Raw genomic sequence first — 21,814 nt, forward strand, 5'->3', positions numbered from 1 at the left:
AGTCCCCTGAGACCTAGACTCGACGGTCGGCACAGACCAGTCGACGTGCGGCCCGCGGCCGCAGTCCCGGCACCGGGCCGGGCGCTCAGGAGGACAGCACGATGCAGGAAGACCCGAGGGAGCCGGAGGCGCAGAGCACGGCGGGCAGCGACATCCCGGGCGATGCGGGAGAGCACCCGCTCCTCACCCGCCCCGTCTTCTCGTCCTCGGACACCCTGTCCGGCCCCGACCGCGCCCTCGTCCGCCGCTGGCAGAAGCACCTCGCCAACGAGCGCCTCGAGGAGCGCGTCTACCGCAGCCTCGCCGCACGCAGGGAGGGCGAGGAGGCGGAGATCCTCACGGCGCTGGCCGATGCCGAATCACGGCACCAGCAGCACTGGACGACGCTGCTCGGCGACTACGCCGAACCCGCGCGCCGCCCCTCCCTCGGCACGCTCGTCCTCGCCCTGCTGGGGCGGGTGTTCGGCTCGGTCTTCGTCCTCGCGCTCGCGCAGCAGTCCGAGTCCCGCTCCCCGTACACGAGCGACCGCTGGGCCACCCGGCAGATGGCGGCCGACGAGACCATCCACGCCGAGGTCGTCCGGGCCCTGGCCCAGCAGTCCCGCGCCCGGCTCTCCGGCAGCTTCCGGGCAGCGGTGTTCGGGGCGAACGACGGCCTCGTCTCGAATCTCGCCCTCGTCCTCGGCGTCGCCGCCGCGGGCATGACGACCGGTCAGGTCCTGCTCACGGGCGTCTCCGGGCTCCTCGCGGGCGCGCTGTCGATGGGCGCGGGCGAGTACGTCTCGGTGCGCTCGCAGCGCGAGCTGCTCGAGGCCTCGGCACCGGACCCCGAATCGGCCCGGGCGCTGCCGCACCTGGACATCGATGCGAATGAGCTCGCCCTCGTCTTCCGCGCGCGCGGCATGAGCGAGGACGAGGCGAACGCGCACGCCGAGGCCCGCATCCGGCGCGCCCAGGCCCGCGTGCACAAGCGTCCCTCCCCCTCCCACCGCGGCGAGGCCGAGGTCGGCATGGGGGAGGCCGATGCGCACGAGGAGCTGGGCACCGGCCTGGGAGCGGCGGTGTCGAGCTTCTGCTTCTTCGCCTCCGGCGCGATCATCCCGATCCTGCCCTACGTCTTCGGCATGGAGGGCACCGCGGCCGTCATCCTCGCGGCGGCGCTCGTGGGCATCGCGCTGCTCGCGACCGGCGGCGTCGTGGGGATCCTCTCCGGGCGTCCGCCGCTGCCGCGGGCCATGCGGCAGCTCGCGATCGGCTTCGGCGCCGCGGCGGTCACATACGCGCTGGGCCTCGCGTTCGGCACGGTGACGGGCTGAGGAGCTGCCGCCCTCACGCGGTTCACGTATGCACCTTCTGCGGCTGCAGCGCTACGACGACGCATTCCGCACATACGTGCGCGGACGCCACCGCTGAGGTATGTGCTTCCTGCGCTCCGGCGCCGCTCAGAGCGCAGAAGGTGCATACGCGCGGACGGCACCGCTGGCGTATGTGCGTCGACGTCATACGATGACCCCGTGAATGCTCCTCGTCCTGCGACCACGGCAGACGGCCGCGCCGCTGCAGCAGCCCGCCGCGTCCCCGGGCCGGCCGCGCTCTCGCCCGATGCCCTCGCATACCTGCGGGAGACGGCCCGCCGCACACCCGTTCCCACGGACCGGCTGCCGCTGCAGGAGGCCCGGGCCCAGGCCTCGGCGGCGGCGTGGAAGCAACGCGCACCACGGCCGGTGGCGCGCACGCTCGACACCTTCGCACCCTCGCCCACCGCCGAGGTTCCCCTCCGCATCCACTGGCCCGCTCCGACATCGGCGAGCTGCCGCACCGTCCAGTCCGCCTCTGCGAGCCCCGCCGGTGCCCACTCCTCCACTCACGCCGATGCCGCGGGAGCCTCCTCCGGCGCGGCCCTCGATGCGGCCTCCGCCCCGCCCGCCCCTCCCAAGGCACCAGCGCCGCCCCTGCCCGCGCTCGTCCTGCTGCCCGGCGGCGGCTGGGTCACCGGCAACGCGGACCTCGCCGACTCCTCCGCCCGCGCGATCGCCGATGCGGCCGGCTGCCCCGTCGTCATCGCCACCCCGCAGAAGGCCCCCGAGCACCCCTACCCCCTGCCGCTCACCGACAGTCTGGCCGCCTACGCCTGGGTCACTGAGCACGCCGCCGGGCTGGGCATCGACCCGCACAGGGTGGGACTCGCCGGAGACTCGGCGGGCGGGAACCTGGCGCTGGCCACCGCCCTCGCCCTCCGGGACCGCGCGGCCTTCTCCCTTCCCGCGGCAGGACCGCGCCCCTCCTTCACCTGGTCCGCGCCCGAGGCACCGGCACCCGCAGCGCTCGCACTCGTCTATCCCGTCACCGACGCGGGGCAGGACACCCCGAGCTACCGGGACTTCGCGGAGGGCTGCGGACTCACGGCCGCGCGCATGGCCTTCTACTGGGACTGCTACGCACCCGGCTCTGAGCGGTTCTCGCCGCTGGTCTCGGTGGGACGCGCGGATCTCGGCGGTCTGCCTCCGGTCCTCCTCGCCACCGCCGGCGTCGATGTGCTCCGGGACGAGTGCCTGGCCCTCGGCGATGCCCTCCGCGCAGCCGGGAACCCCCTCACGCAGTGGGATTTCCCCGGCATGCCGCACGGCTTCCTCCACGCCGACGGCGTGCTCGCCGACGGGGCCGCGCTCATCGACCGCCTCGGCGCATGGCTGGGAACACAGCTGCACGGCACGGGGAAAGACTGAGGCACAGAACTCCGCCCGCCCTCCACGTATGCAGTTCCGGCGCCTCCACACCGAAATGAACGCAATCCCCACATGCGCGCAGGCACGGCGCCGCACCTCAGCGCAGGAATAGAATGACCGCCATGCCCTATGCGCTCGCACTCATCGACTTCGAGACCGGCTCCGTCACACGGGGCGAACTCTCCGGCGCCCGGCTCCCCGTCGAGGACCTGACCGTCCACCGCGGCGAGGGGATCTTCGAGACCGCGCTCGTCTCCGTGGACCCGGCCACGGGCACCGCGCACATCCACGGCGCCGATCTCCACTTCGCCCGCTTCCTCCGGTCCGCACGGGCGCTGGACCTGCCCGAGCCCAGCCGTGAGCTCTTCGACAAGGCAGTGAGCTCCGTCGTCGAGGACACCCTCGGCGGCCTCGCCCCCGCATCGGAGCATGCGGGCGGCGATCCGCGCACCTCCGCACCGGCCGGAACGACTGCACCAGCCGGAGCTGCAGAGCCCGCCGCGGACCCGCACGCGGCACAGCTCGAATTCGCCGTGCGCTATGCCATGTCCCGCGGGCTCGATTCGCACGCCGACGCCGATGCGCACTCGGCGGCGGGCACTCCTGCCGGAGCCCACGGCTGGGTGTTCTCGATCTCCGTGACGCCGGCACAGCAGGCCCAGCGCACCGAGGGGATCCGGGCCGTCACGATGGACCGAGGCTACCCCGCCTATGTGGGCGAGAGCGCCCCGTGGCTGCTGGTGGGCGCGAAGACCCTGTCCTATGCCGTGAATGAGGCCGCCGCTCGCGAGGCGCGCGCCCGCGGTGCGCACGAGGCGCTGTTCGTCTCCCACGACGGGATCGTGCTCGAGGGCCCCAACTCCAACATCGTCATCCGGCGCGGCGGCACCCTGCTCACCCCCGACCCCCGCGCAGGGCTCCTCCACGGCACCACGCAGCGGGCGGTCTTCGCAGGCGCCGAGGCCGAGGGCTTCGAGACCGCGTATGCGGATCTGCGAGTCGAGGACGTCCTCGGCGCCGATGGTGCGTGGATGGTCTCGTCGGTCCGCACCGCCGTGCCGATCCACGAGCTCGACGGGACCGCACTCGCCGACCCCGGCGATCTCACCGCGCGCATGCACTCCTGGATCCGCGCCCGCTGACGCTAGGCTGAGAACAGCACCACACCTGCTCGCCGAACCCCTCGAAGGAGTCACCCATGAACAAGCTCGCCTGGCAGATCCTGGGCACCGGCGGTGCCGCCCTCGCGGCGATCGCCACCCGCAAGGTCCTGGGCACCGTGTGGGAGAAGTCGACCAAGCGGCCCGTCCCCATGAACCCCAGCGACGAGGAGGTGGGCCTGGGCGAGGCGATCGCGTGGACCGTCGTCTCCGGCGTCGGCATCGCCGTCGTCCAGCTGACGGTGCAGCGCTATGCCGCCCGTGCCGTGCGCAGCCGGTTCGGCGATGAAGCGCTGCCGAAGAAGCTGCGCCTCGCGCATGCGGAAGAGGTCTGAGCCGCAGGGGCGGGCGTCCCGCCGCGCGCCTCGAAGCTGCGCTGCGGGTGCCGCACACAGCCGCACGGCGCCCGCGCCTGCCGCAGGCGGGGGTGCCGCTGTGGAGCGGAACGGCCGGCGGGCAGCCGAGGCGCGGTGCCCTGTGACCGGGCCGCCGTGTCTCAGCCCCCCAGGGCCGCGCGGACAGCCGCCACCTGCGCCGCGCTCAGCTGTCCGGGCGCCGAGCCCTCGCCCACGGAGGCGAAGGTCGCGGCCGAGCCGAACTCCGCGCCGCACAGCCGGGTGAGCCGCCCCAGCTCCCCCATCGCGATCCCGATGACGGGGACGGGGAGCGCCTCGGCCGCGGCATGGACGGCCCGCATGAGGGAGAAGACGTCGTCCATCGTCCGCGGCATCACCGCGATCTTCGCGACGGCTGCACCGGCCGCGGCCATCCGGGCCAGCTGCGCGCGGATCTCCTCCTCGGGCGGAGTGCTCTCCCACATGTGCGCCGAGGCGACGACCGGGACGCCCAGCTCCCGTGCGGCCCCGATGAGGTCGAGCGCACCGTCCCGGGCGATCTCGACGTCGACGGCTGCGGGGGCGACCGGCCCGCCGTCGCGCCCCGGCGCCTCCACCCCCATGACGGCGGCGACGAGCTCGAAGTAGACCTCGGCCGGACACTCCCCGCCCTCCAGCTCGCTGCGGAACGTCGCCAGCACCGGCAGACCCGGCACCGACACGGCCTCGAAGCCCTCCACCACGGCCTGCGCCGCGCGGGAGGAGCCCGTTCCCCACGCCTCCTGACCGGCCAGCAGCGCATCGACGCGCCATTCCAGCACATCGACCCCGGCCTCGGAACCCGCCGCGGCGGCCTGCTCCGCGACGGCCTCGACGCTGCGCCCCACCAGCGGGACGATGATCGCGGGGGCGGCATGGGGCGCGAAGGGGAGTGCTCTCATGCCCCCGCACTCTACCGGCCGGCCCCGCGCCGGGACCGGCCGCGCGCGGACTCCGCAGAAGAGGGGTCCGCCCCTCCCGCCGGACAGCAGGGCGAGCCGAACGGGCGTCTCCGCGGACGGGTGCCCGGACCACATCAACTCCCCCTGTGAGACACCGGCCGCGCCGGCCGCGAAGCTGTGCTCCGCCTGTGGCGTCCCTGGCGAAACGCCCCACGCCGATCACGATCCCGTAACACCCTCACAGGGCACGTTTACGCAGGTCACGACACAGGTACACAGGACTGTACACAGATCACGGACAACACTCCACAGGATGTCAACAGGATGATCCACAGGGGCGACGTTAAGCTCGTCACAAGAAAGGGCGACCGCGCCCCGCTGCCGGGCGTCGTGAGGACCGCCTCCGGCGCAGCCCGTGATTCACCGACGGAGGTTGACGGAGAAGAGACCGACGGACCGACAGCAGCGCCCCGCCGCGCAGTCCTGTGAGGACCCGGCGGCGGCGCGGCCGCGGCCGCAGCAGTCAACAGGAAAGGATACGGCCACCGTGGCAGTAGTCCGCGCATCTCATGTCTACAAGGTCTTCGGCCGGCATGAGAAAGAAGTAGTCAGACGCCTCAAGGCAGGTGAGGACCGCAAGGATCTTGCCGAGCTGGGCACGGCAGCGGTCATCGACGCGAGCTTCGAGGTGGACGAGGGGGAGATCTTCGTCGTCATGGGCCTCTCCGGCTCGGGCAAGTCCACCCTCATCCGCATGATCAACGGGCTGTGGGACGCCTCCGACGGCTCGATGGAGATCGTCGGCAACGACATCAGCAAGATGAGCGGAAGCCAGCTGAGGCAGGTGCGCCGCGATCACATCTCGATGGTGTTCCAGCACTTCGCCCTGCTCCCCCACCGGACGGTCCGCGAGAATGCGGCCTACGGCCTGGAGCTGCAGGACGTGGCGACCAAGGAGCGCCTGGAGAGAGCAGATTCCTGGCTCGACACGGTGGGCCTGGGCGGTTGGGGTGACAAGTACCCCGGCCAGCTCTCGGGCGGCATGCAGCAGCGCGTGGGCCTGGCCCGCGCGCTCGCCGCGGAGACGGACGTCCTCCTCATGGACGAGGCGTTCTCCGCACTCGACCCCCTCATCCGCCGCGAGATGCAGGTGCAGCTCGTCGAGCTGCAGTCCAAGCTCAACAAGACCATCGTCTTCATCACCCACGACCTCAACGAGGCCATGTACCTGGGCGACCGCATCGCGGTCATGCGCGACGGGCGCATTGCACAGATCGGCGACTCCGAGGACATCCTCACGCGCCCGGCCGACGAGTACGTGGCGAACTTCGTCCAGGACGTCGACCGCACGCGCGTGCTCACCGCATCCTCGATCATGCGCGACACGCAGGCAGTCGTCGCGCACACCGCGGGCCCGCGGTACGCGATGCGGCTGTTCGAGCGCGAGCGGGTCACGGGCCTCTTCGTGGTCGACCGCACCCGGCACCTCATGGGCACGGTCTCCGACCGCGCCGTGGTCCGGGCCGCGCGTGAGGGCGTCGACACCCTCACGGACATCACGGAGACCGAGGGCATCCTCACCGTCAAGCCGGACACTCCGATCTCCGAGCTGTTCGCACCGTCCTCGACCGCCCGCGTGCCGCTGGCCGTGGTGGACGACGACAACCGGCTGCTGGGCATCGTGCCGCGCGTGGCGCTGCTCGACTCGATGGGGCAGCTCAGCCCCGAGACCGGTGAGATGCCCGCCGTGAGCCTCCTGCCCTCCACCGTGGAGCCGCAGGACGAGGTCACGGACGAGTCCCGTGCGTCCGAGGCCGGAGCCCCGGATGCCAAACCGGGCATCGCGGCCTCCGTCAACGGCGAGGAGGACGCGCCCGAGGGCCCTCCCGCCGGTGAGGCCGGAGCCCCCACCTCCGACGACCAGAAGGGAGCCTGAGCCATGTGGTTCCTCTTCCCGCGCATCCCGCTCGGCAGCTGGGCCGATTCGCTCATCACCTGGATCGAGAACGTCTTCGGCTGGCTGCTCGGACTGATCACAACCGTCCTGCAGGGCCTGTACAACTTCCTGTTCCAGGTGTTCGCGTTCCCCAAGATCCTCGTGGACAACGGGACGATCGCGGACTCCTCGATCATGAAGGCCGTGCTCATCCTCGTGATGATCCTCCTCTTCGCCGGCATCGCCTGGGCGGCGGCGAACTGGAAGGTCGCGGTCTTCACGGTCATCGGGTTCTACGTGATCTACGCCCTCGGCCAGTGGGAGAACGCGATGTCCACGCTCGCGATGGTCGTCGTGGCCGTGGTGTTCGCCCTGCTCATCGCGATCCCGCTGGGCATCTGGGCCTCGCGCTCCACCGTCGTCTCGACCGTCGTCAAGCCGGTGCTCGACCTCATGCAGGCGATGCCGGCCCTGGCCTACCTGGTCCCCGCCATCGTGATGTTCAGCGTGGGCATCGTGCCCGGTGCGATCGCGACGATCATCTTCGCCCTCCCACCCGGCGTGCGCCTCACGGAGCTCGGCATCCGGGGTGTGGACAAGGAGACGGTCGAGGCCGGCCAGGCCTTCGGCGCCACCTCCGGTCACATCCTGCGCAAGATCCAGCTGCCGCTGGCGATGCCCACCATCATGGCCGGCATCAACCAGGTCATCATGCTGGCGCTGTCCATGGTGGTGCTGGCCGGCATGGCCGGCTCCGGCGGCCTCGGCGGCGAGGTCGTGGGCGCCATCAGCCGCCTGAACGTGGGCGTCGGCATCGAATCCGGCCTCGCGGTGGTGCTGCTGGCCGTCTACCTCGACCGGGTGACCGGCGGCCTGGGCAACAAGACCCCGCTCGAGCGTGCCAAGCGCGCCTCACGCTGACCAGTGGGCTCCGCGGCGTTCGAAAGGCGCAGAGCCCACCCCAGCGGGACGGACACAGACCTCAACCAAGGAGAAAGAGAAGGAGGCCTTCACTATGAAGACCCGCAAGCTCATGACTCTCACCGGTGCCCTCGCCGTCAGCGCGCTCGCGCTGACGGCCTGCGGCGAGACCGAGGCCGGCCAGCAGCAGGCCGAGGAGCCCGCCGCGGAGGAGGGCGGCACCGACTGGGCGGACTGCACCCCGGGCCAGGAGTCCGCGGAGGCGAGCCTCGCCGATGACGAGAACAAGGAGATCACGATCGGCGCGTTCAACGGCTGGGACGAGTCCTTCGCCGCCGCGCACCTCACCGAGTACGTGCTCGAGGAGGAGGGCTACACCGTCTCCGTCGAGGCCTTCGACGCCGGCCCGGCGTTCACCGCTGTGGCACAGGGCGACATCGACTTCGTCATGGACGGCTGGCTGCCCGTCACGCACGAGGACTACATCGCCCAGCACGGCGACAACATGGAAGCGGCAGGCTGCTGGTACGACAATGCCAAGCTCACCATCGCCGTGAACGAGGACTCCCCCGCTCAGACCATCGCGGATCTCGCGGAGATGGGCGATGAGTACGGCAACACCCTCTACGGCATCGAGGCCGGGGCGGGCCTCACCCGCGTGACCGAGGACGAGGCGATCCCGACCTACGGCCTGGACGCCGCCGGCTGGGAGTTCGCCATCTCCTCGACCCCGGCGATGCTGGCCCAGGTCCAGTCCTCCACGGATGCCGGCGAGAACGTGGCCGTGACCCTGTGGCGGCCGCACTGGGCCTACGATGCGTTCCCCATGCGCGACCTCGAGGACCCCGAGGGCGCCATGGGCGAGGCGGAGATCATCTACAACTTCGCCCGCACCGGATTCGGTGAGGACAACCCGCAGGTGACCCAGCTGCTGAAGAACCTCGTCCTCGACGACGAGCACCTCGCCAGCCTGGAGAACGTCATGTTCTCCGAGGAGAACTACGGCGGCGAGGACCTCGAGGAGGCCGTCGCGGAATGGGCCGGTGAGAACCAGCAGTTCGTCGACGACTGGAAGGCGGGCGCGCTCGCCTGAGTGAGCCCCCTGCCGGGGTGAGCCGCCGGGGAGGGAGCACTCCGCCTCGGCAGGCGGACGATCCGCTCCGGCCGGCAGGCGCCTCGCACGAGCGGGGTGAGTGCCCAGGGGCGGCCCTCTCGGCGGCTGCGTGAACGGGACGGGCCCGGAACCATGAGGTTCCGGGCCCGTCCCCTGTGCGCGCGGTGGCCGGCGCTCGGCAGTCGCGGCCGGCGTGCGGCTGCCTTCAGGCGCCCGGCTGCCTCCAGGCGTCCGGCGCCTCTCGGCTCACATCTTGAGCCACACATCGCCGGAGGCCTTGACGACCGCACCGGCGGCCTCGGCCTCGGGCAGCCAACCGACCTGCTCCCCGTCACCGGCGAAGACGCCGTCGGCGAGCAGGATGACCTCGAAGCCGAGCACGAGGGCGGCCATCGCCGTCTCCTGAACGGCCCCGCGGGCGTCCCCGCCCGCGACGATGACGCGATTGACCCCCAGATCGCCGAGGCCGGGGGCCAGCTCCTCGATGCCCTCGAAGGCGTCCGCGTTCACGGTGACGAGCACGAGCTCGTCCTCGCCCGTGCCGAACACGGAGTCGATGACGGGAGCGGCGGGACCGGTCGCCTCCTCCTCGTCCGGCTCAGCCGCGGTGTCCGCGGCAGGCGCATCCGCCGCGGCGGTGTCGGAGCCGCCCTCGGCTCCAGCGGCACCGTCCGGAGCGGCATCCTCGGCATCCCCTGCCGCGGCGCTGCCAGCGATGTGGACGACGACCCCGCCCACGTTCCTGGCCCGGGCGATGAGGTCGGCGAGCGGCTGCGGGGGCGCGGCGGGGAAGGCCGGCGCGGCGGTGTCGATGAGAAGCAGAGCGTCCATGCCCCCAGCATCCCACGGATCGAGAACCGGCGGCTCGCGGCCCGCCCGCCGCCGCTATCGTGGCACGATGACGACTGAGAGCTTCCGCACCGCACTGGCCGCGGGCACCCCGCAGCTGGGCACCTTCACCCTCGAGTTCGCGACGCCGGGCATCGGCGCCCTCACCGCGCGCGCCGGGGCAGACTGGATCCTCTACGACCTCGAGCACACGGGCTGGTCGCTCGACGCCGTGCGCGCCTCGCTCGCGGTGTCGCGCAGGGAGCCGATCGCCTCGTTCGTGCGTGTCGCGGGACCGCAGAAGGACCTCGTGACCACGGCGCTCGACGCAGGCGCGGAGGGCATCATGATGCCCTGGGTGGACACGGCCGAGCAGGCGCGCGAGATCGTCTCCTGGATGAAGTTCCCGCCCATGGGCGTGCGCGGCTCCGCCTTCGGGATCGCGCACGACCTCTACCGCGGCGGGGACGCGGCAACGGCGCAGGCCGAGGCCAACGCCTCCACCGTGTTCCTCCCGCAGATCGAGACGCCCGAGGCGGTCGCGGCAGCGGCGGAGATCGCCTCCGTGGACGGCGTGGACGTGCTGTTCGTGGGCCCGCTCGACCTCTCGACCAACCTGGACGTGCCGGGGCGATGGGACGCGCCGGAGCTCCTGGAGGCTCTGCGCACCGTCGCAGAGGCCGCGCGGGCCGCGGGCAAGGCCGCGGGCATCTTCTCGCCGGGCCGCGAACTGGCCGTCGCGGCCCTCGACATGGGCTACACCGTCATCTCCGCCGCGGCGGACGTCTCCGCGTACACGCAGGGGCTCGGCGGCGAGATCCGCGCGCTCCGGGAGCGCTGAGCCGCCCGGGCCCCTGCCTCACGAGCGCGGCGCGCTCAGCCGTCCCCTGCGTCTGCTGTCCCGGCGTCCCCGGCGTCAGCGGCGTCTCCCGCTCCCGCGTCATCGGTGTGCCATTCGGGGGCAGCGACGGCGCCGCCCTCCACCTCGAGGTGGGACAGCGCGGCGGTGGCGTATTCGAAGGCCTGCGCGTCATCGGCGGCGAACGTGTATGCGATGCGCACATCGTAGACCTTGCCCGAGATGGGGTAGTCCACCACGGCGCCCACCGTCATGGTGGGCGCGCCCTGGTGCATGATCTCCTCCTCGCCGAGGAGCGCCTGGTACGCCCAGGAGTACCCCTCGCCCACCTGCGCGGTCCGCTCCGCCAGCACCTCGGTCGTCTCATCGCTGAACTGGTACGACCGCGCGCTGTTGACCCCCTCGGAGGGCGAGCTCCCGAACGCCTCGCTGCAGTACACGTTCACGCCCGCGGACTCGAAGCCCGCGTCCAGCGGCTGCGCGTAGTAGGAGCTGCCGCTCGTGGTCCCGTGCCAGTCGTCGGGCACGTACAGCGACACCCGGGCCGGGCACGTGGAGCCCAGATTCAGCCGCGTCTGCACGAGCCCCTCGACATCCGGCCCAGTGGGTTCGGTGACCTCGGGGGCGGGGCCCTGCGTCGGCTGCGTGCTGATCCGCAGGGGGCCTCCCGCCTCCTCCGCCGTGCGCACGCCCACCAGTCCGCAGCCGGCCAGCAGCACCGCCGCCGAGGCCGCCGCACCTCCCGCCGCGAGCCTCCGCAGCGCGCGCCTCCGGGCTGCGCGCGTGTCCGCCCGCTCTGCTGCGTGCGCACCTGTCTGCGCTGCCGTGTCGGCGTCAGCCTGTACTGCTGTGCGGGTGCCCGGTTGCCCCGCCGTGCGAGCGTCTGCCTGCAGTGCCGTATGCGTGCCCGCACCTCGTCCTCGGCGGCGCTCCCCGTCCTCCGTGCGATGCATCAGCGCGGCTCCTCGGGGCGGGGACGGCGCAGCTCGCCGGACTGCCCGGGTCCCCACTGCCCGGGTGCGGACTGGCCGGGTTCAGGCTGGCCAGGTCCAGGTTGCCCCGGCGTCTGCCCGCCCTGCTGTCCGGGCTGCTGGGGGCTCGGCTGCGGCGCAGGCCGCTGCGAGCCGTACGCGGGCACGGAACCCTCTGCAGGCTGGTGGAAGCCCGGCTGAGGGGAAGGCCATTGCGAGGCGCTGCCGTGCCCATGGCCCTGCCCATGTCCCTGCCGTGCGGAACCCTGCGGGGACACCTGGTGCGCAGAATCCTGCCTCGCCTGCGGCACGAACCCCTGCGGAGGAACCGGTTGCGATCCGGATGCCGCGCCCGGATGCGCGGACTGCCCGGCCTGCGGTCCGGTGCCCGCATGGCCACCTTGCGCTGCCTGCGGTCCAGAGCCCGCCTGCGCACTCCCCGCAGCCCCGGCTCCGTGCGGTCCGGGCCCCGCGTGCGCGGGCTGCCCGACCTGCGGCTCCTGTGCCTGGCCACCGCGTGACTGGCCTCCCTGGCCGCCGGGCGCCTGCGTGCCCGGCGACGCGGTCGCGGGCGGCTTGAAGCGGCGGTAGGGCCCCGAATCCCCTGCAGCCCCGCCGGCCCCCGCAGGTCCACCGGCTACCGCAGCACCCGCAGCACCTGAGCTGCCCGCGCCCGCACCGCCGCCGAACGATTCGCCCGTGCTCGTGTCCACGAGCTCCCCGTCGATGTTCTGGATCCGGCGACGGGAGCCCCGGCGGGGTGTGCCCATGAACCGGCGCTCGTCCTGACTGGGCTCGCGCGGCGGCAGGAACCGGGGCGCCCCGCCCTGCCCCTTCTGGCCCTGGAACGGCTGCACGGCCCGCGAACCCGCGGCCACCTGTGCCATGTCCGCGCCGGGCACCTGGGCCCCGCCCTGCTCGTTCCGAGGGGCATCGCCCATGACCGGCAGGACCATGCGCACGGAGGTGCCCACGCCCTCCTGGCTGAACAGCTCGACGGTGCCTCCGTGCCGGGCGATGATCGCCCGCACGAGCGAGAGCCCCATGCCGGATCCGGCCACGGCGCGCACCTTCGACCCGCGCTGCAGCTCGTCCCACACCCGCGACTGCTCGTCCACGGGGATCCCGGAGCCGGTGTCCGCGACCTCGACGACCACCCAGCGATGATGGTCGATGATCTGCTCGTTCGCCCTCAGCTCCACCGTGTCCGTGTCCGCGGAGTACTTGATCGCATTGCCGAGGAGGTTGAGGATCGCCGACAGCAGCAGGTCCTCCTCACCCGCCACCTCGGGCAGCTTCCACGGTGCGCGGGCGACCGTCGCGACGATCATGCGGTCCTCGGCCCCCGGCGCGGTCCTCGCATCCTCGACGGCCTGGTGGATCAGCCGGTCCATGTCGATGCGCTGGAAGGCGATCGCGCGGGTCTCGACGTCCGCGAGCTTCCGCAGATCTGCGAGCAGCCGGGCCACCCGCCTCGCGGACGAGTCGATCTGGCGCACCGCCGGTCCGATGACACCGGGATCCGGGTGCTCATCGTCCGCCGCCGCGCGCACCGTGGCCACCGAGGTGCGCAGGGCCGTGAGCGGGTTCTTCAGCTCGTGGTCCAGGCGCACGAGCATGCGGTTGCGCCGGGCCGTGGCCTCGGTCTCGGCCTGCTCCCGGGCCCACGCCTCGGCCTGCTCCCGCCGCTTCCCGATCCACCGCCACAGCAGCCATGCGCCCACGGCCGCCGCGGCGAGCACCGCGAGCACGAGCACCAGCAGGAACCAGGCCCTGATCTCGAAGACGATGTAGTCGCTCATGCCCTCACCTCAGCGCGTCCGCGCCCTTGACCTCTGCGACGAACCTGTATCCGCTGCCCGGCACCGTGGCGATCCACCGCGGATCCGCGGCATCCTCACCGAGCACCCGCCGCAGCTCCGCCACGCGCGAATCGACGGCGCGTGTGCCCACGACGTCGTCGAAGCCCCACAGCACCTCGAGCAGCCGGGACCGCTCGACCGCCTCGCCCTGATGCACCATGAGGTACTCGAGCAGAGTCAGCCCCTTGGGGGTGATGACGAGCTCCCGCTCGCCCAGCCACGCGCGCCGCCCCACGCGATCGAGCCGCAGCCCGAAGGTCGAGACGAGGACAGGGGCATTGGCCAGGGGCGGCCCGCCCGTCCGGGTCCGGCGCAGCACCGCGCGCACGCGGGCCACCAGCTCATGGGGATCGAAGGGCTTGTTGAGGTAGTCGTCGGCACCCTCCTCGAGCGCCATCGCCCGCTCCACCGCCTCACCCACCTGCGTGAGCAGGACGACCGGTACCCAGTTCTCCTCGCGACGCAGGGTCCGCAGGACCTCGCGGCCGTCGGCTCCCGGCATGAGCACGTCGAGGACGCAGGCATCGGGCCGGTGGCGGCGGATCTCGTCGAGGGCGAGCATGCCGTCGGCGGCGGCGATGACGCGGAAGCCGGAGCGCTGCAGGAAGGGCACGACCGCGCCCAGGACATCCGGTTCGTCATCGGCGACGAGGACCAGCGGCGCCTCGGCGCCGGCGGCCTGCGGTCTGCCCGGTGGTTGGCTCGTCATGGGGCGTCCAGCCTCGCCTTCGTTCGGAGTCCGCGGCGCCGCCCGCCGTGGCACGGCTCCCGCGGACCTCAGCCCTGTGCGGTGTTCTTCCCGTCGTCGGTCCGATCCCGGTCCCCGCGCTCGCGCTCGGCGACCTCACGGGCCTGGGCGCGGGCGACGGCCTCGGACAGCTCGTCGCGATACAGCATAGACCGCCGCAGGTGCTTGGTCCGATAGCCGGATCGTCCCACCATGTGCGCGGCCACCGGCACCGTGAAGAGCTGGAACAGCACGATGAGCAGCATCGTCGAGATGGGCCCCCAGTGGAACACCTGCACCGTCACCGCGAACATGACCATCACGAGGCCGAAGAGCTGCGGCTTCGAGCCCGCGTGCATGCGCGAGAGCAGGTCCGGGAACCGCAGGGCGCCCACCGCCGCCGCGAGCGACAGCAGCCCCGCGCCCACGATCAGGCCCAGCGTGACAATATCCTGGATCATCGCCGATCGCTCCCCTCGTCTGCTTCTCCCTCAGGCTCGTCCTCACCGAGTGAGCGCTTCCTGTCGGTTTCCGCGTCCGAATCCGACAGAAACCGCTCACCCGGGGGAGGATCCTGGGCGGCCGGGTGTTCATCGGGAACCGAGCGCGCCATGCCGCTGGTCCTGACCTCGGCGGCGGCCTGCTCGAGTTCCGAATGCCCTGTCTCGTAGCGCTCCGCGGCCTCCGCGCCCGAGGCGGGGACCTGCGGACCTATGATCCGCAGATCATCGACTTCTTCCGCTTCTTCCTCACCGAGTGAGCGCTTCCTGTCGATTTCGGCGTCCGAATCCGACAGAAACTGCTCACTCGACGGGGTGGGAGTGGGCTGGGTGGGGGTGGTGACTGCGTCCGTGACGACGAGCGCGCCCGCGTCCCGGCGCCGGCCGCGCCGGTAGCGCGGAGCGGTCCGCATGTCCGAACGGGACACATAGCGGGAGACGCCCACCGAGCCCACGAATCCGAACATCGCGATCACGAGCATGACGGGCAGGACGTCGGTGCGCCCGGTCACCGCGGCGAAGCTGCCGAGCGCGCAGGCGATCGTCGCGAGCAGGACGTCCGTCGCGATCATCCGGTCGAGGATCGAGGGCCCCTTGATGATCCGCACCACAGCGAGGACGGCGGCCGCGGCGAAGACCACGCCCACCGCCGATGCCACCGTGATGAGCGTCCCCGCGCCGTAGTCGCCCACGAGATTGCCGAAGCTCACGGTCATGCGCGCTCCTTCGTCCGGCGCGCGAGCGCGGCCCTGCGCGCCCGCGCCCTGATGGTGCGGCTCTCGAGCACCGGAGCGAGCCCGCGCTCCTCTCGGTACTCGTTGAGCGCCTGGATGTCGTGCGGGGAGCCGAGGGTGCAGATGAGCAGGTGCTCGATCCTGTGGGTCTGCGCGCGGGCCTTCTCGATCTCCTCGTCCTCGGCGCAGTTGAGGACGTGGACGAAGATCACCGCGCGGGCCCTGTCGATCTCGATCACGAGCGAGCCGGGGATGAGGCCGTTGACCATCGTCACGAGCGTGATGAGCAGGTCCGAGCGGGTCGCGAGGTCCACCGCGACCACGGAGCCGGCGTCCACCGGCCGGGGACGGAAGCTCAGCCACGCCACCTGGAGGGAGGCGAAGAGCACATGGGAGCAGAACCAGAGGACGAACCACGCACCGTAGAACACGTTGATCCTGCCGGAGAGCTGGATGGGCGGCAGGTAGAACACCCGGGTCACGCCCAGGGCCACGACGATCCCCGTGAGCACCGTCAGCACGCTCACGCTGTCCCAGAGGAACACCCACACCACGATGAGCACGGCGATGTAGAGCAGGGACTCGACGATCCCCTGTCTGCGACGGCGCTGCTGGGGCATCAGCCCTCACCTCCCTCGACGGATCCGGCCTTCTCCGAGCGGCTCTCGCTCGCGCCCTGCGCCGGATCGGAGCCGAGCACGGAGGAGGAGTAGGTCTGGGACCCGCGCAGGTTCTCAGCCGCCCGGCCCGAGACCTCCCACAGCGGAGCCGCGAGGACGGTGAGCATACAGGACACCGCCACCATGCAGGCGGTCGCGCCGATCATGAGCTGCGGCATCCGCACGGACGGCCGCCACTTCCGCCCCGTGAGCAGGAGCTCCCGGCGCTGTGCGGCCTCCTCCACGAGCACCTCGGTGGGCTCCTCGGCGTCCGCGGGCTCGCGCCAGAAGGCGAGGTTCCACGATTTGCCGATCACGTAGAGCGTGAGCAGGGAGGTGAGCGTCCCGGCGACGATGAGCACCACGACGAGCCAGTCGCGCGTGGAGAATCCCGCATCGAACAGCGCGACCTTGCCGATGAACCCGGAGAACGGCGGGATACCCGCGAGGTTGAGCGCGGGGATGAGGTACAGGATGCTCACGGTGGGCGCGAGCGTGGCCATGCCGCCGAGCTTCCGGAACGAGGTCGAGCCGCCCCGCATCTCGATGAGGCCGATGGCGAGGAACAGGGCCGTCTGCGCCACGATGTGGTGGAGCGTGTAGTAGATCGCCGCATGCACGCCCTCGACCGTGCCCATGGCCACCCCGAACAGCATGTACCCGATGTGGGAGACGAGCGTGAACGAGAGCATGCGCTTGATGTCCGACTGCGCGATCGCACCCAGGATGCCCACGAGCAGGGTGAGTCCGGCGATGACGAGCAGCGGTACCCGCAGATCCTGCGCCGCGAACAGGACCGTCTCCGTGCGGATGATCGCGTAGATGCCCACCTTCGTCAGCAGACCCGCGAACACGGCCGTCACCGGCGCCGGTGCGGTGGGATAGGAGTCCGGCAGCCAGAACGACAGGGGGAACACGGCAGCCTTCACGCCGAAGCCCAGGAGCAGGCTGATGTGCAGGATCAGCTGGATGTCGCCGGGCAGCTCGCTGATCCGCTCCGCGAGCTGGGCGATGTTCACTGTGCCGGTGGCCCCGTAGATGAGGGCGATCGCGGAGAGGAAGAGGACCGAGGACACGAGCGAGATGACGATGTAGGTCACGCCGGCGCGGATGCGCTCGGTCGTCGCCCCGAGGGTCAGCAGGACGTAGGAGGCCGCGAGCAGCATCTCGAAGCCCACGTAGAGGTTGAAGAGATCGCCGGCGAGGAAGGCATTGGACACGCCCGCGCACAGGATGAGGTACGCGGGGTTGAAGATCGAGACGGGGGTGTCGTCGCTCAGCTCCGTCTCCGCCATCTCCTGACCGGCGGCGTAGATGTACACGCCCAGCGTCACGATCGAGGAGACCACGAGCATGAGCACCGCCAGCCGGTCCGCCACGAGCGCGATGCCCCACGGCAGCGCCCAGCCGCCCACGGCGAGCACCTGCGTGCCGTGGTAGTCCACGCCGATCAGCAGCACGATGGACAGCGCTGCGTTGACGGTGAGCGCCACCGCGGTGATGACGAGCTGTGCGCGCGCATTCCGCTGGAAGACGAGGGTGGCTGCAGCCGCCAGCAGGGGCAGGACCACCGGCAGCGCGAGGAGCTGTCCCAGGTACTCGCTCATGCCCGTCCCCCTTCCTGATCGTCTCGGCCGCCGTGCGGTTCTTCATCGGCCCCGGCGGGGTCCTCCGCGGAGGAGGCCCCCAGCTCGCCGTCCTCGCCCGCCTCCGGACCCGCGGAGGCGGGCATCCGCTTCGACTCCTCCGGCAGGGAGGGGCCCGCACCCACCGCCGAGGCCGCCTCGGGCACCGCCTCACCGGCCTCGTCCTCGGGCCCGCCGGCGGCGGTCGCGGCCTCGCTGACGGCGGCGGCGCGCGCGGCCGGGGTGGAATCGCGGTCGAGATCGAGCGGATGCTCCTCCACGGGGTCCGTGGCCTCGTCGCCGAACTCGGTGTCGTCGTACTCGCCGCTCGTGCCGGCCTCGCTGCTCGCCGCGGTCCCCGGCGCGAGGGCGAGCCTGATGTCCTCGAGATCGTCCTGGAGGGACTCGTCGCGGACGAACCGCCAGGACCGGTAGATCATCGCGAGCAGGAAGGCGGTGATGCTGAAGGTGATGACGATCGCGGTGAGGATGAGGGCCTGCGGAAGCGGGTCGAGCATCCCCTCCGTGCTGAGATCGTCCCCCTCCACGAGCGGCGCGCTCCCGGGAGACCCGCCGGCGAGCAGGAGGAGCACATTGGTCGCATTGCCCACGAGCATGAAGCCCAGGAGCACGCGCGTGAGCGAGCGGTCGAGCATGAGGTAGACGCCGGCGGCGTACATGACGCCCATGGCCGCGAGCATGACGATGGGAGGTGTCACAGGCGACCTCCTGCCGAAGATCCGTCCACATCCAGATGGTCACGTCCCATGAGGGCGCGGATCCTCCTGTCCCTCTCAGTGTCCTGTGCGTCCGGCAGCCGCTCCGCGATCCGGTCCTCGTCCCGCATCTGCTGGATGTCGACCTCCACGCCGAGGCTGCGGACCACTCCCACCATGAGCGCGATGACGACGAGGTACACCCCGATGTCGAAGATCGTGGAGGACCCGAAGCTCACATAGCCCAGGAGCGGCAGCTCGGTGGAGACGTAGAACGACTGCAGCGCGGCATCGGACCAGAGGTATCCGGCCACCGCGGTGCCCGCGGCCAGCACCATGCCCACGCCCATGACGGGGCCGGGCTGGAGGCGGACGGCCTCCGCGTACTCGTACCGGCCTCCCGCGAGGTAGCGGATGACGAACGCCAGGCCCGCCACGAGCCCGCCGGCGAACCCTCCGCCCGGGAGGTTGTGCCCGGCGAACAGCAGGTAGATCGAGAACACGAGGAAGGCGTGGAACATGAGGCGGACGGCGACCTCCAGCACGATCGAGCGGTTGTGCGGGGCGAGCGTCCGGCCGGCCAGCAGCCAGGAGTTCCTGCGCTCCTCCGGGCTCTCGTGCTCCTTCTGGAGGTGCGCGGCGGCCTCGGGGTCCGCGGGCTCGCCCACACGGCGCGCCATGACCGGCTCGAAGACGGGCTCGCCGAAGCGCCGGCGGCCCGTGGGCGCCTCCGGGATGCGCTGGATCGCCTCACCGTGCCCGCTGACGAACACGAGGCTCGCGACGCCGATGGCGCAGGCGATGACGACCGAGAGCTCGCCCATCGTGTCCCAGCCGCGGATGTCCACGAGGGTGACGTTGACGATGTTCGAGCCGTGGCCGCCCTCGTAGGCGAGCGCGGGGAAGAGCTCCGAGATGGGGCTGTGCCCGCGCGCGCCCAGGGCCACGAGCGCGACCACCACCATGAGGAGGCCGAAGACCACGGCGATGACGGCGCGCAGTGCCGGGTTGAGGCGCCCCTCCTGCTTGCCGATCCGTGCCGGCAGGCGCCGGAGGACGAACACGAACACCACGAGGACGATGGACTCGACGAGGATCTGGGTGAGCGCGAGGTCCGGCGAGCCCTGGAGCGCGAAGAACACGACCATCGCATAGCCCGTCACGCCCACGATGACGACGGCGGCGAAGCGCTTGTCGATGCGCGTGGCCGCGACGGAGGCGATGATCATGATGATCGCGACGAACACCTGCAGCGGCGAGTCCGCGAACTCGAGGCTCCCCGGCCAGGTGTCGTTGGACAGGAGCGCGATGCCGAGCGCGCCGAGCGAGAAGACGTAGATGACGCCCTGGTAGAAGGGCATCGAGCCGCGCTGCGTGCGTGAGGTGACGAAGGCCGCGAGGCGCTCGAGCCCCTCGATGCTCGCCCGGTACGAGGCGCGGAAGTCGATCCCCGCCGGCAGCGTCGCCTGGAACTGGCCCACCTGCGTGCGGAACGCGAACAGGGTCAGGCCCGCTGCGAGGGTGAGCGCGGAGATGAGCAGCGCCGGCTCGAACCCGTGCCACAGCGCCAGGTAGTAGGGGTGCGGCCCCTCGGCGGCCTCGGCCGCGGCTGCACCCGGGTCCACGGGCAGGTGGGCCGACCAGGCGGCGACGACGCCGTCCGCCGCGGGGGCGGCGAAGGCGCCCGCCACCGTCACGAGGGTGAGCAGGGCCGGGGCGGCGAGGAACAGCGGGCTGTCCGGCCGCGTCCGCTCGAAGGCCTCGACGCCGGGCTTGCGCGCGAAGGCGCCCCAGACGAAGCGGGCGGAGTAGGCGACCGTGAGGACGGAGCCCAGGAACACGCCGATGAGGACGATAACGCCCAGTTTGGTGCCGTGGTCCAGCAGGGTGCCGTACACGGCCTCCTTCGCGATGAAGCCGAGCGTCGGCGGCAGGCCGGACATCGACGCGGCCGCGATGATCCCCATGACGGCCACGACAGGATAGGCGCGCCCGTAGCCGGAGAGCTTGCGCAGATCGCGGGTGCCGGCGCGGTGGTCGATGATGCCCACGACGAGGAACAGCGTCGCCTTGAACATCGAGTGGCCCAGCAGCAGCGCGAGGGCCGCCGTCGTGACATCGCGGTGGCCGAAGGACGCCATCGTCGTCATGAAGCCCAGCTGCGAGACGGTGCCGTAGGCGAGGATGAGCTTGAGGTCCGTCTCCCTGAGCGCCTGCCAGCCGCCCATGAGCATGGTGAGCAGGCCCAGGGCCACGAGCCCCTCGCGCCACAGCGGCATGTCCGCGAAGCCGGGCGCGAGGCGGAGCACCAGATAGATGCCGGCCTTCACCATCGCCGCGGCGTGGAGGTAGGCGCTCACGGGGGTGGGCGCGGCCATCGCACCGGGGAGCCAGAAGTGGAAGGGCACGAGCGCGGACTTCGAGACCGCGCCTACCAGCATGAGCAGGATCGCGACGACGACGAGCGGATCCCCGTCGAAGCCGATCCGGAGGATCTCCGGGATGCTGCCGGTGCCGTAGAGGATGCCGAGCAGGATCATGCCCACGAACATCGTGAGCCCGCCCGCCGTCGTGACGATGAGGGCCTGGAGGGCCGCGCGCCGGGACTGCTGACGTCCCGCGTACTGGCCGATGAGCAGGAAGGAGAACACCGTGGTGCCCTCCCAGAAGAGGAAGAGGGTGAGGAGCTCATCGGAGACGACGAGCCCGTACATCATGCCCACGAAGGCCATGAGCACACCGCCGAAGCGCGCCAGCCTGGGCTCGTCGGCATCGAAGTACCGGGCGCAGTAGACGAACACGAGGCCGCCCACCGCGGTGACGAGGAGGCTGAAGATCCAGGCGAGCGAGTCCATGCGCACGGCCAGGGACATGTTCAGCGCCGGCAGCCAGCGCAGCTCCTCCACAGGGGCCTCGAAGCCGTCGCCGAGCACGGCCGGCAGGAGGGTCAGCGAATAGGCGAATCCGGCGAAGGGGACGAGGGAGAGCGCGAGGAAGGCGCCGCGCCCCAGCAGCCGGAAGAGAAGGGGGGAAGCCAATGCCGCCAGGAAGGTCGCTCCGAGCAGCACTGTCATCAGCTCACCCCATCAGTCCCGCGGCATCGTCCGCGGATCATTTTTCCACAGGGCCGGCCCCTCACCCAATTCACCGTCTCGGAATGTGGTCTTCGAGTTGCGGCGGAGAAACGGGAGGAGGATCAT

19 protein-coding genes are annotated in these 21,814 nt (G+C 71.5%); 8 read left to right on the plus strand and 11 right to left on the minus strand.

What is annotated here, in order from left to right; all coding sequences use genetic code 11:
- Positions 1 to 101 precede the first annotated feature (101 nt).
- The 4 genes from K318_RS0103490 to K318_RS0103505 all read left to right on the plus strand — a co-directional run bounded on the left by K318_RS0103490 (position 102) and on the right by K318_RS0103505 (position 4,221).
- Positions 102 to 1,316 carry a VIT1/CCC1 transporter family protein gene (locus K318_RS0103490; RefSeq protein WP_084499577.1) on the plus strand — a complete coding sequence of 405 codons (1,215 nt, stop codon included), beginning with the start codon at positions 102 to 104 and terminating at the stop codon, positions 1,314 to 1,316.
- A 198-nt stretch (positions 1,317 to 1,514) separates the two neighbouring features.
- Positions 1,515 to 2,726 carry an alpha/beta hydrolase gene (locus K318_RS23425; protein WP_051297439.1) on the plus strand — a complete coding sequence of 404 codons (1,212 nt, stop codon included), beginning with the start codon at positions 1,515 to 1,517 and terminating at the stop codon, positions 2,724 to 2,726.
- Positions 2,727 to 2,848: 122 nt separating this feature from the next.
- Positions 2,849 to 3,868 carry an aminotransferase class IV gene (locus K318_RS0103500; RefSeq protein ID WP_035280560.1) on the plus strand — a complete coding sequence of 340 codons (1,020 nt, stop codon included), beginning with the start codon at positions 2,849 to 2,851 and terminating at the stop codon, positions 3,866 to 3,868.
- 56 nt (positions 3,869 to 3,924) lie between these two features.
- Positions 3,925 to 4,221 (plus strand): DUF4235 domain-containing protein, encoded by a 297-nt coding sequence (locus K318_RS0103505; RefSeq protein WP_029088456.1) that lies wholly within the window; start codon positions 3,925 to 3,927, stop codon positions 4,219 to 4,221.
- Between the two features lie 161 nt (positions 4,222 to 4,382).
- On the opposite strand, the gene aroD is transcribed toward K318_RS0103505, so the two are convergent.
- The gene (gene aroD, locus K318_RS0103510; protein WP_029088457.1) at positions 4,383 to 5,162 is read right to left on the minus strand and encodes a type I 3-dehydroquinate dehydratase; all 780 of its coding nucleotides are present in this window, start codon (positions 5,160 to 5,162) and stop codon (positions 4,383 to 4,385) included.
- 547 nt (positions 5,163 to 5,709) lie between these two features.
- On the opposite strand from aroD, the gene K318_RS0103515 reads away from it, so the two are divergent.
- From K318_RS0103515 to K318_RS0103525, 3 genes are all read left to right on the plus strand, one after another.
- Complete coding sequence (locus K318_RS0103515; protein ID WP_029088458.1) at positions 5,710 to 7,098, plus strand: quaternary amine ABC transporter ATP-binding protein; 1,389 nt, start codon at positions 5,710 to 5,712, stop codon at positions 7,096 to 7,098.
- Between the two features lie 3 nt (positions 7,099 to 7,101).
- On the plus strand, positions 7,102 to 8,019 hold the full coding sequence (locus K318_RS0103520; RefSeq protein ID WP_029088459.1) for an ABC transporter permease: 918 nt from the start codon (positions 7,102 to 7,104) through the stop codon (positions 8,017 to 8,019).
- A gap of 94 nt (positions 8,020 to 8,113) precedes the next feature.
- Entirely contained in the window at positions 8,114 to 9,112 is a 999-nt protein-coding gene (locus tag K318_RS0103525; protein WP_029088460.1) for a glycine betaine ABC transporter substrate-binding protein, read from the plus strand.
- Positions 9,113 to 9,379: 267 nt separating this feature from the next.
- Here the strand turns inward: K318_RS0103525 and K318_RS0103530 are convergent, their stop codons facing one another.
- Positions 9,380 to 9,964, minus strand: coding sequence for an isochorismatase family protein (locus K318_RS0103530; RefSeq protein WP_029088461.1), 585 nt, complete (start codon positions 9,962 to 9,964; stop codon positions 9,380 to 9,382).
- 67 nt (positions 9,965 to 10,031) lie between these two features.
- Between K318_RS0103530 and K318_RS0103535 the strand changes: the two genes are divergently transcribed.
- Positions 10,032 to 10,802: an HpcH/HpaI aldolase family protein gene (locus tag K318_RS0103535; RefSeq protein WP_029088462.1), complete on the plus strand. Its 771-nt coding sequence runs from the start codon at positions 10,032 to 10,034 to the stop codon at positions 10,800 to 10,802.
- A 35-nt stretch (positions 10,803 to 10,837) separates the two neighbouring features.
- Here K318_RS0103535 and K318_RS0103540 read toward each other — a convergent pair whose 3' ends face one another.
- The 9 genes from K318_RS0103540 to K318_RS0103580 all read right to left on the minus strand — a co-directional run bounded on the left by K318_RS0103540 (position 10,838) and on the right by K318_RS0103580 (position 21,688).
- On the minus strand, positions 10,838 to 11,773 hold the full coding sequence (locus tag K318_RS0103540) for a hypothetical protein (RefSeq protein ID WP_029088463.1): 936 nt from the start codon (positions 11,771 to 11,773) through the stop codon (positions 10,838 to 10,840).
- Positions 11,773 to 13,593 (minus strand): sensor histidine kinase, encoded by a 1,821-nt coding sequence (locus tag K318_RS19115; RefSeq protein WP_084499582.1) that lies wholly within the window; start codon positions 13,591 to 13,593, stop codon positions 11,773 to 11,775. The genes K318_RS0103540 and K318_RS19115 overlap by 1 nt, the downstream gene beginning before the upstream one ends.
- Before the next feature lie 4 nt (positions 13,594 to 13,597).
- The gene (locus tag K318_RS0103550; RefSeq protein ID WP_029088464.1) at positions 13,598 to 14,362 is read right to left on the minus strand and encodes a response regulator transcription factor; all 765 of its coding nucleotides are present in this window, start codon (positions 14,360 to 14,362) and stop codon (positions 13,598 to 13,600) included.
- Between the two features lie 68 nt (positions 14,363 to 14,430).
- Complete coding sequence (gene mnhG, locus K318_RS0103555; protein WP_029088465.1) at positions 14,431 to 14,841, minus strand: monovalent cation/H(+) antiporter subunit G; 411 nt, start codon at positions 14,839 to 14,841, stop codon at positions 14,431 to 14,433.
- A complete protein-coding gene (locus K318_RS24180) occupies positions 14,838 to 15,596 on the minus strand; it encodes an MrpF/PhaF family protein (RefSeq protein WP_084499584.1) in 759 nt (252 codons plus the stop codon). Before K318_RS24180 ends, mnhG begins: the two co-directional genes overlap by 4 nt.
- Positions 15,593 to 16,234 (minus strand): Na+/H+ antiporter subunit E, encoded by a 642-nt coding sequence (locus tag K318_RS0103565; protein ID WP_029088466.1) that lies wholly within the window; start codon positions 16,232 to 16,234, stop codon positions 15,593 to 15,595. The genes K318_RS24180 and K318_RS0103565 overlap by 4 nt, the downstream gene beginning before the upstream one ends.
- Positions 16,234 to 17,880 (minus strand): Na+/H+ antiporter subunit D, encoded by a 1,647-nt coding sequence (locus K318_RS19125; protein ID WP_051297441.1) that lies wholly within the window; start codon positions 17,878 to 17,880, stop codon positions 16,234 to 16,236. Before K318_RS19125 ends, K318_RS0103565 begins: the two co-directional genes overlap by 1 nt.
- Positions 17,877 to 18,617, minus strand: a complete 741-nt coding sequence (locus K318_RS24185; RefSeq protein ID WP_084499585.1) for a Na(+)/H(+) antiporter subunit C — start codon at positions 18,615 to 18,617, stop codon at positions 17,877 to 17,879. The genes K318_RS19125 and K318_RS24185 overlap by 4 nt, the downstream gene beginning before the upstream one ends.
- Positions 18,614 to 21,688: a Na+/H+ antiporter subunit A gene (locus tag K318_RS0103580; RefSeq protein ID WP_035280229.1), complete on the minus strand. Its 3,075-nt coding sequence runs from the start codon at positions 21,686 to 21,688 to the stop codon at positions 18,614 to 18,616. The genes K318_RS24185 and K318_RS0103580 overlap by 4 nt, the downstream gene beginning before the upstream one ends.
- Between the last annotated feature and the right edge of the window lie 126 nt (positions 21,689 to 21,814).

The sequence above is a fragment of the Brevibacterium album DSM 18261 genome (assembly GCF_000426445.1).
Taxonomy (GTDB): Bacteria; Actinomycetota; Actinomycetes; order Actinomycetales; family Brevibacteriaceae; genus Brevibacterium; species Brevibacterium album.

Bases quoted from the DNA above. Each gene is read 5' to 3' on its own strand.
- K318_RS0103540 (WP_029088463.1), bottom strand. From the start codon at position 11,773: ATGCATCGCACGGAGGACGGGGAGCGCCGCCGAGGACGAGGTGCGGGC.
- mnhG (WP_029088465.1), bottom strand. From the start codon at position 14,841: ATGATCCAGGATATTGTCACGCTGGGCCTGATCGTGGGCGCGGGGCTG.
- K318_RS24180 (WP_084499584.1), bottom strand. From the start codon at position 15,596: ATGACCGTGAGCTTCGGCAATCTCGTGGGCGACTACGGCGCGGGGACG.
- K318_RS0103550 (WP_029088464.1), bottom strand. From the start codon at position 14,362: ATGACGAGCCAACCACCGGGCAGACCGCAGGCCGCCGGCGCCGAGGCG.
- K318_RS0103530 (WP_029088461.1), bottom strand. From the start codon at position 9,964: ATGGACGCTCTGCTTCTCATCGACACCGCCGCGCCGGCCTTCCCCGCC.
- K318_RS0103500 (WP_035280560.1), top strand. From the start codon at position 2,849: ATGCCCTATGCGCTCGCACTCATCGACTTCGAGACCGGCTCCGTCACA.
- K318_RS0103490 (WP_084499577.1), top strand. From the start codon at position 102: ATGCAGGAAGACCCGAGGGAGCCGGAGGCGCAGAGCACGGCGGGCAGC.
- K318_RS0103580 (WP_035280229.1), bottom strand. From the start codon at position 21,688: ATGACAGTGCTGCTCGGAGCGACCTTCCTGGCGGCATTGGCTTCCCCC.
- K318_RS0103520 (WP_029088459.1), top strand. From the start codon at position 7,102: ATGTGGTTCCTCTTCCCGCGCATCCCGCTCGGCAGCTGGGCCGATTCG.
- K318_RS0103525 (WP_029088460.1), top strand. From the start codon at position 8,114: ATGAAGACCCGCAAGCTCATGACTCTCACCGGTGCCCTCGCCGTCAGC.
- K318_RS0103505 (WP_029088456.1), top strand. From the start codon at position 3,925: ATGAACAAGCTCGCCTGGCAGATCCTGGGCACCGGCGGTGCCGCCCTC.
- K318_RS19125 (WP_051297441.1), bottom strand. From the start codon at position 17,880: ATGAGCGAGTACCTGGGACAGCTCCTCGCGCTGCCGGTGGTCCTGCCC.
- aroD (WP_029088457.1), bottom strand. From the start codon at position 5,162: ATGAGAGCACTCCCCTTCGCGCCCCATGCCGCCCCCGCGATCATCGTC.
- K318_RS0103565 (WP_029088466.1), bottom strand. From the start codon at position 16,234: ATGCCCCAGCAGCGCCGTCGCAGACAGGGGATCGTCGAGTCCCTGCTC.
- K318_RS0103535 (WP_029088462.1), top strand. From the start codon at position 10,032: ATGACGACTGAGAGCTTCCGCACCGCACTGGCCGCGGGCACCCCGCAG.
- K318_RS19115 (WP_084499582.1), bottom strand. From the start codon at position 13,593: ATGAGCGACTACATCGTCTTCGAGATCAGGGCCTGGTTCCTGCTGGTG.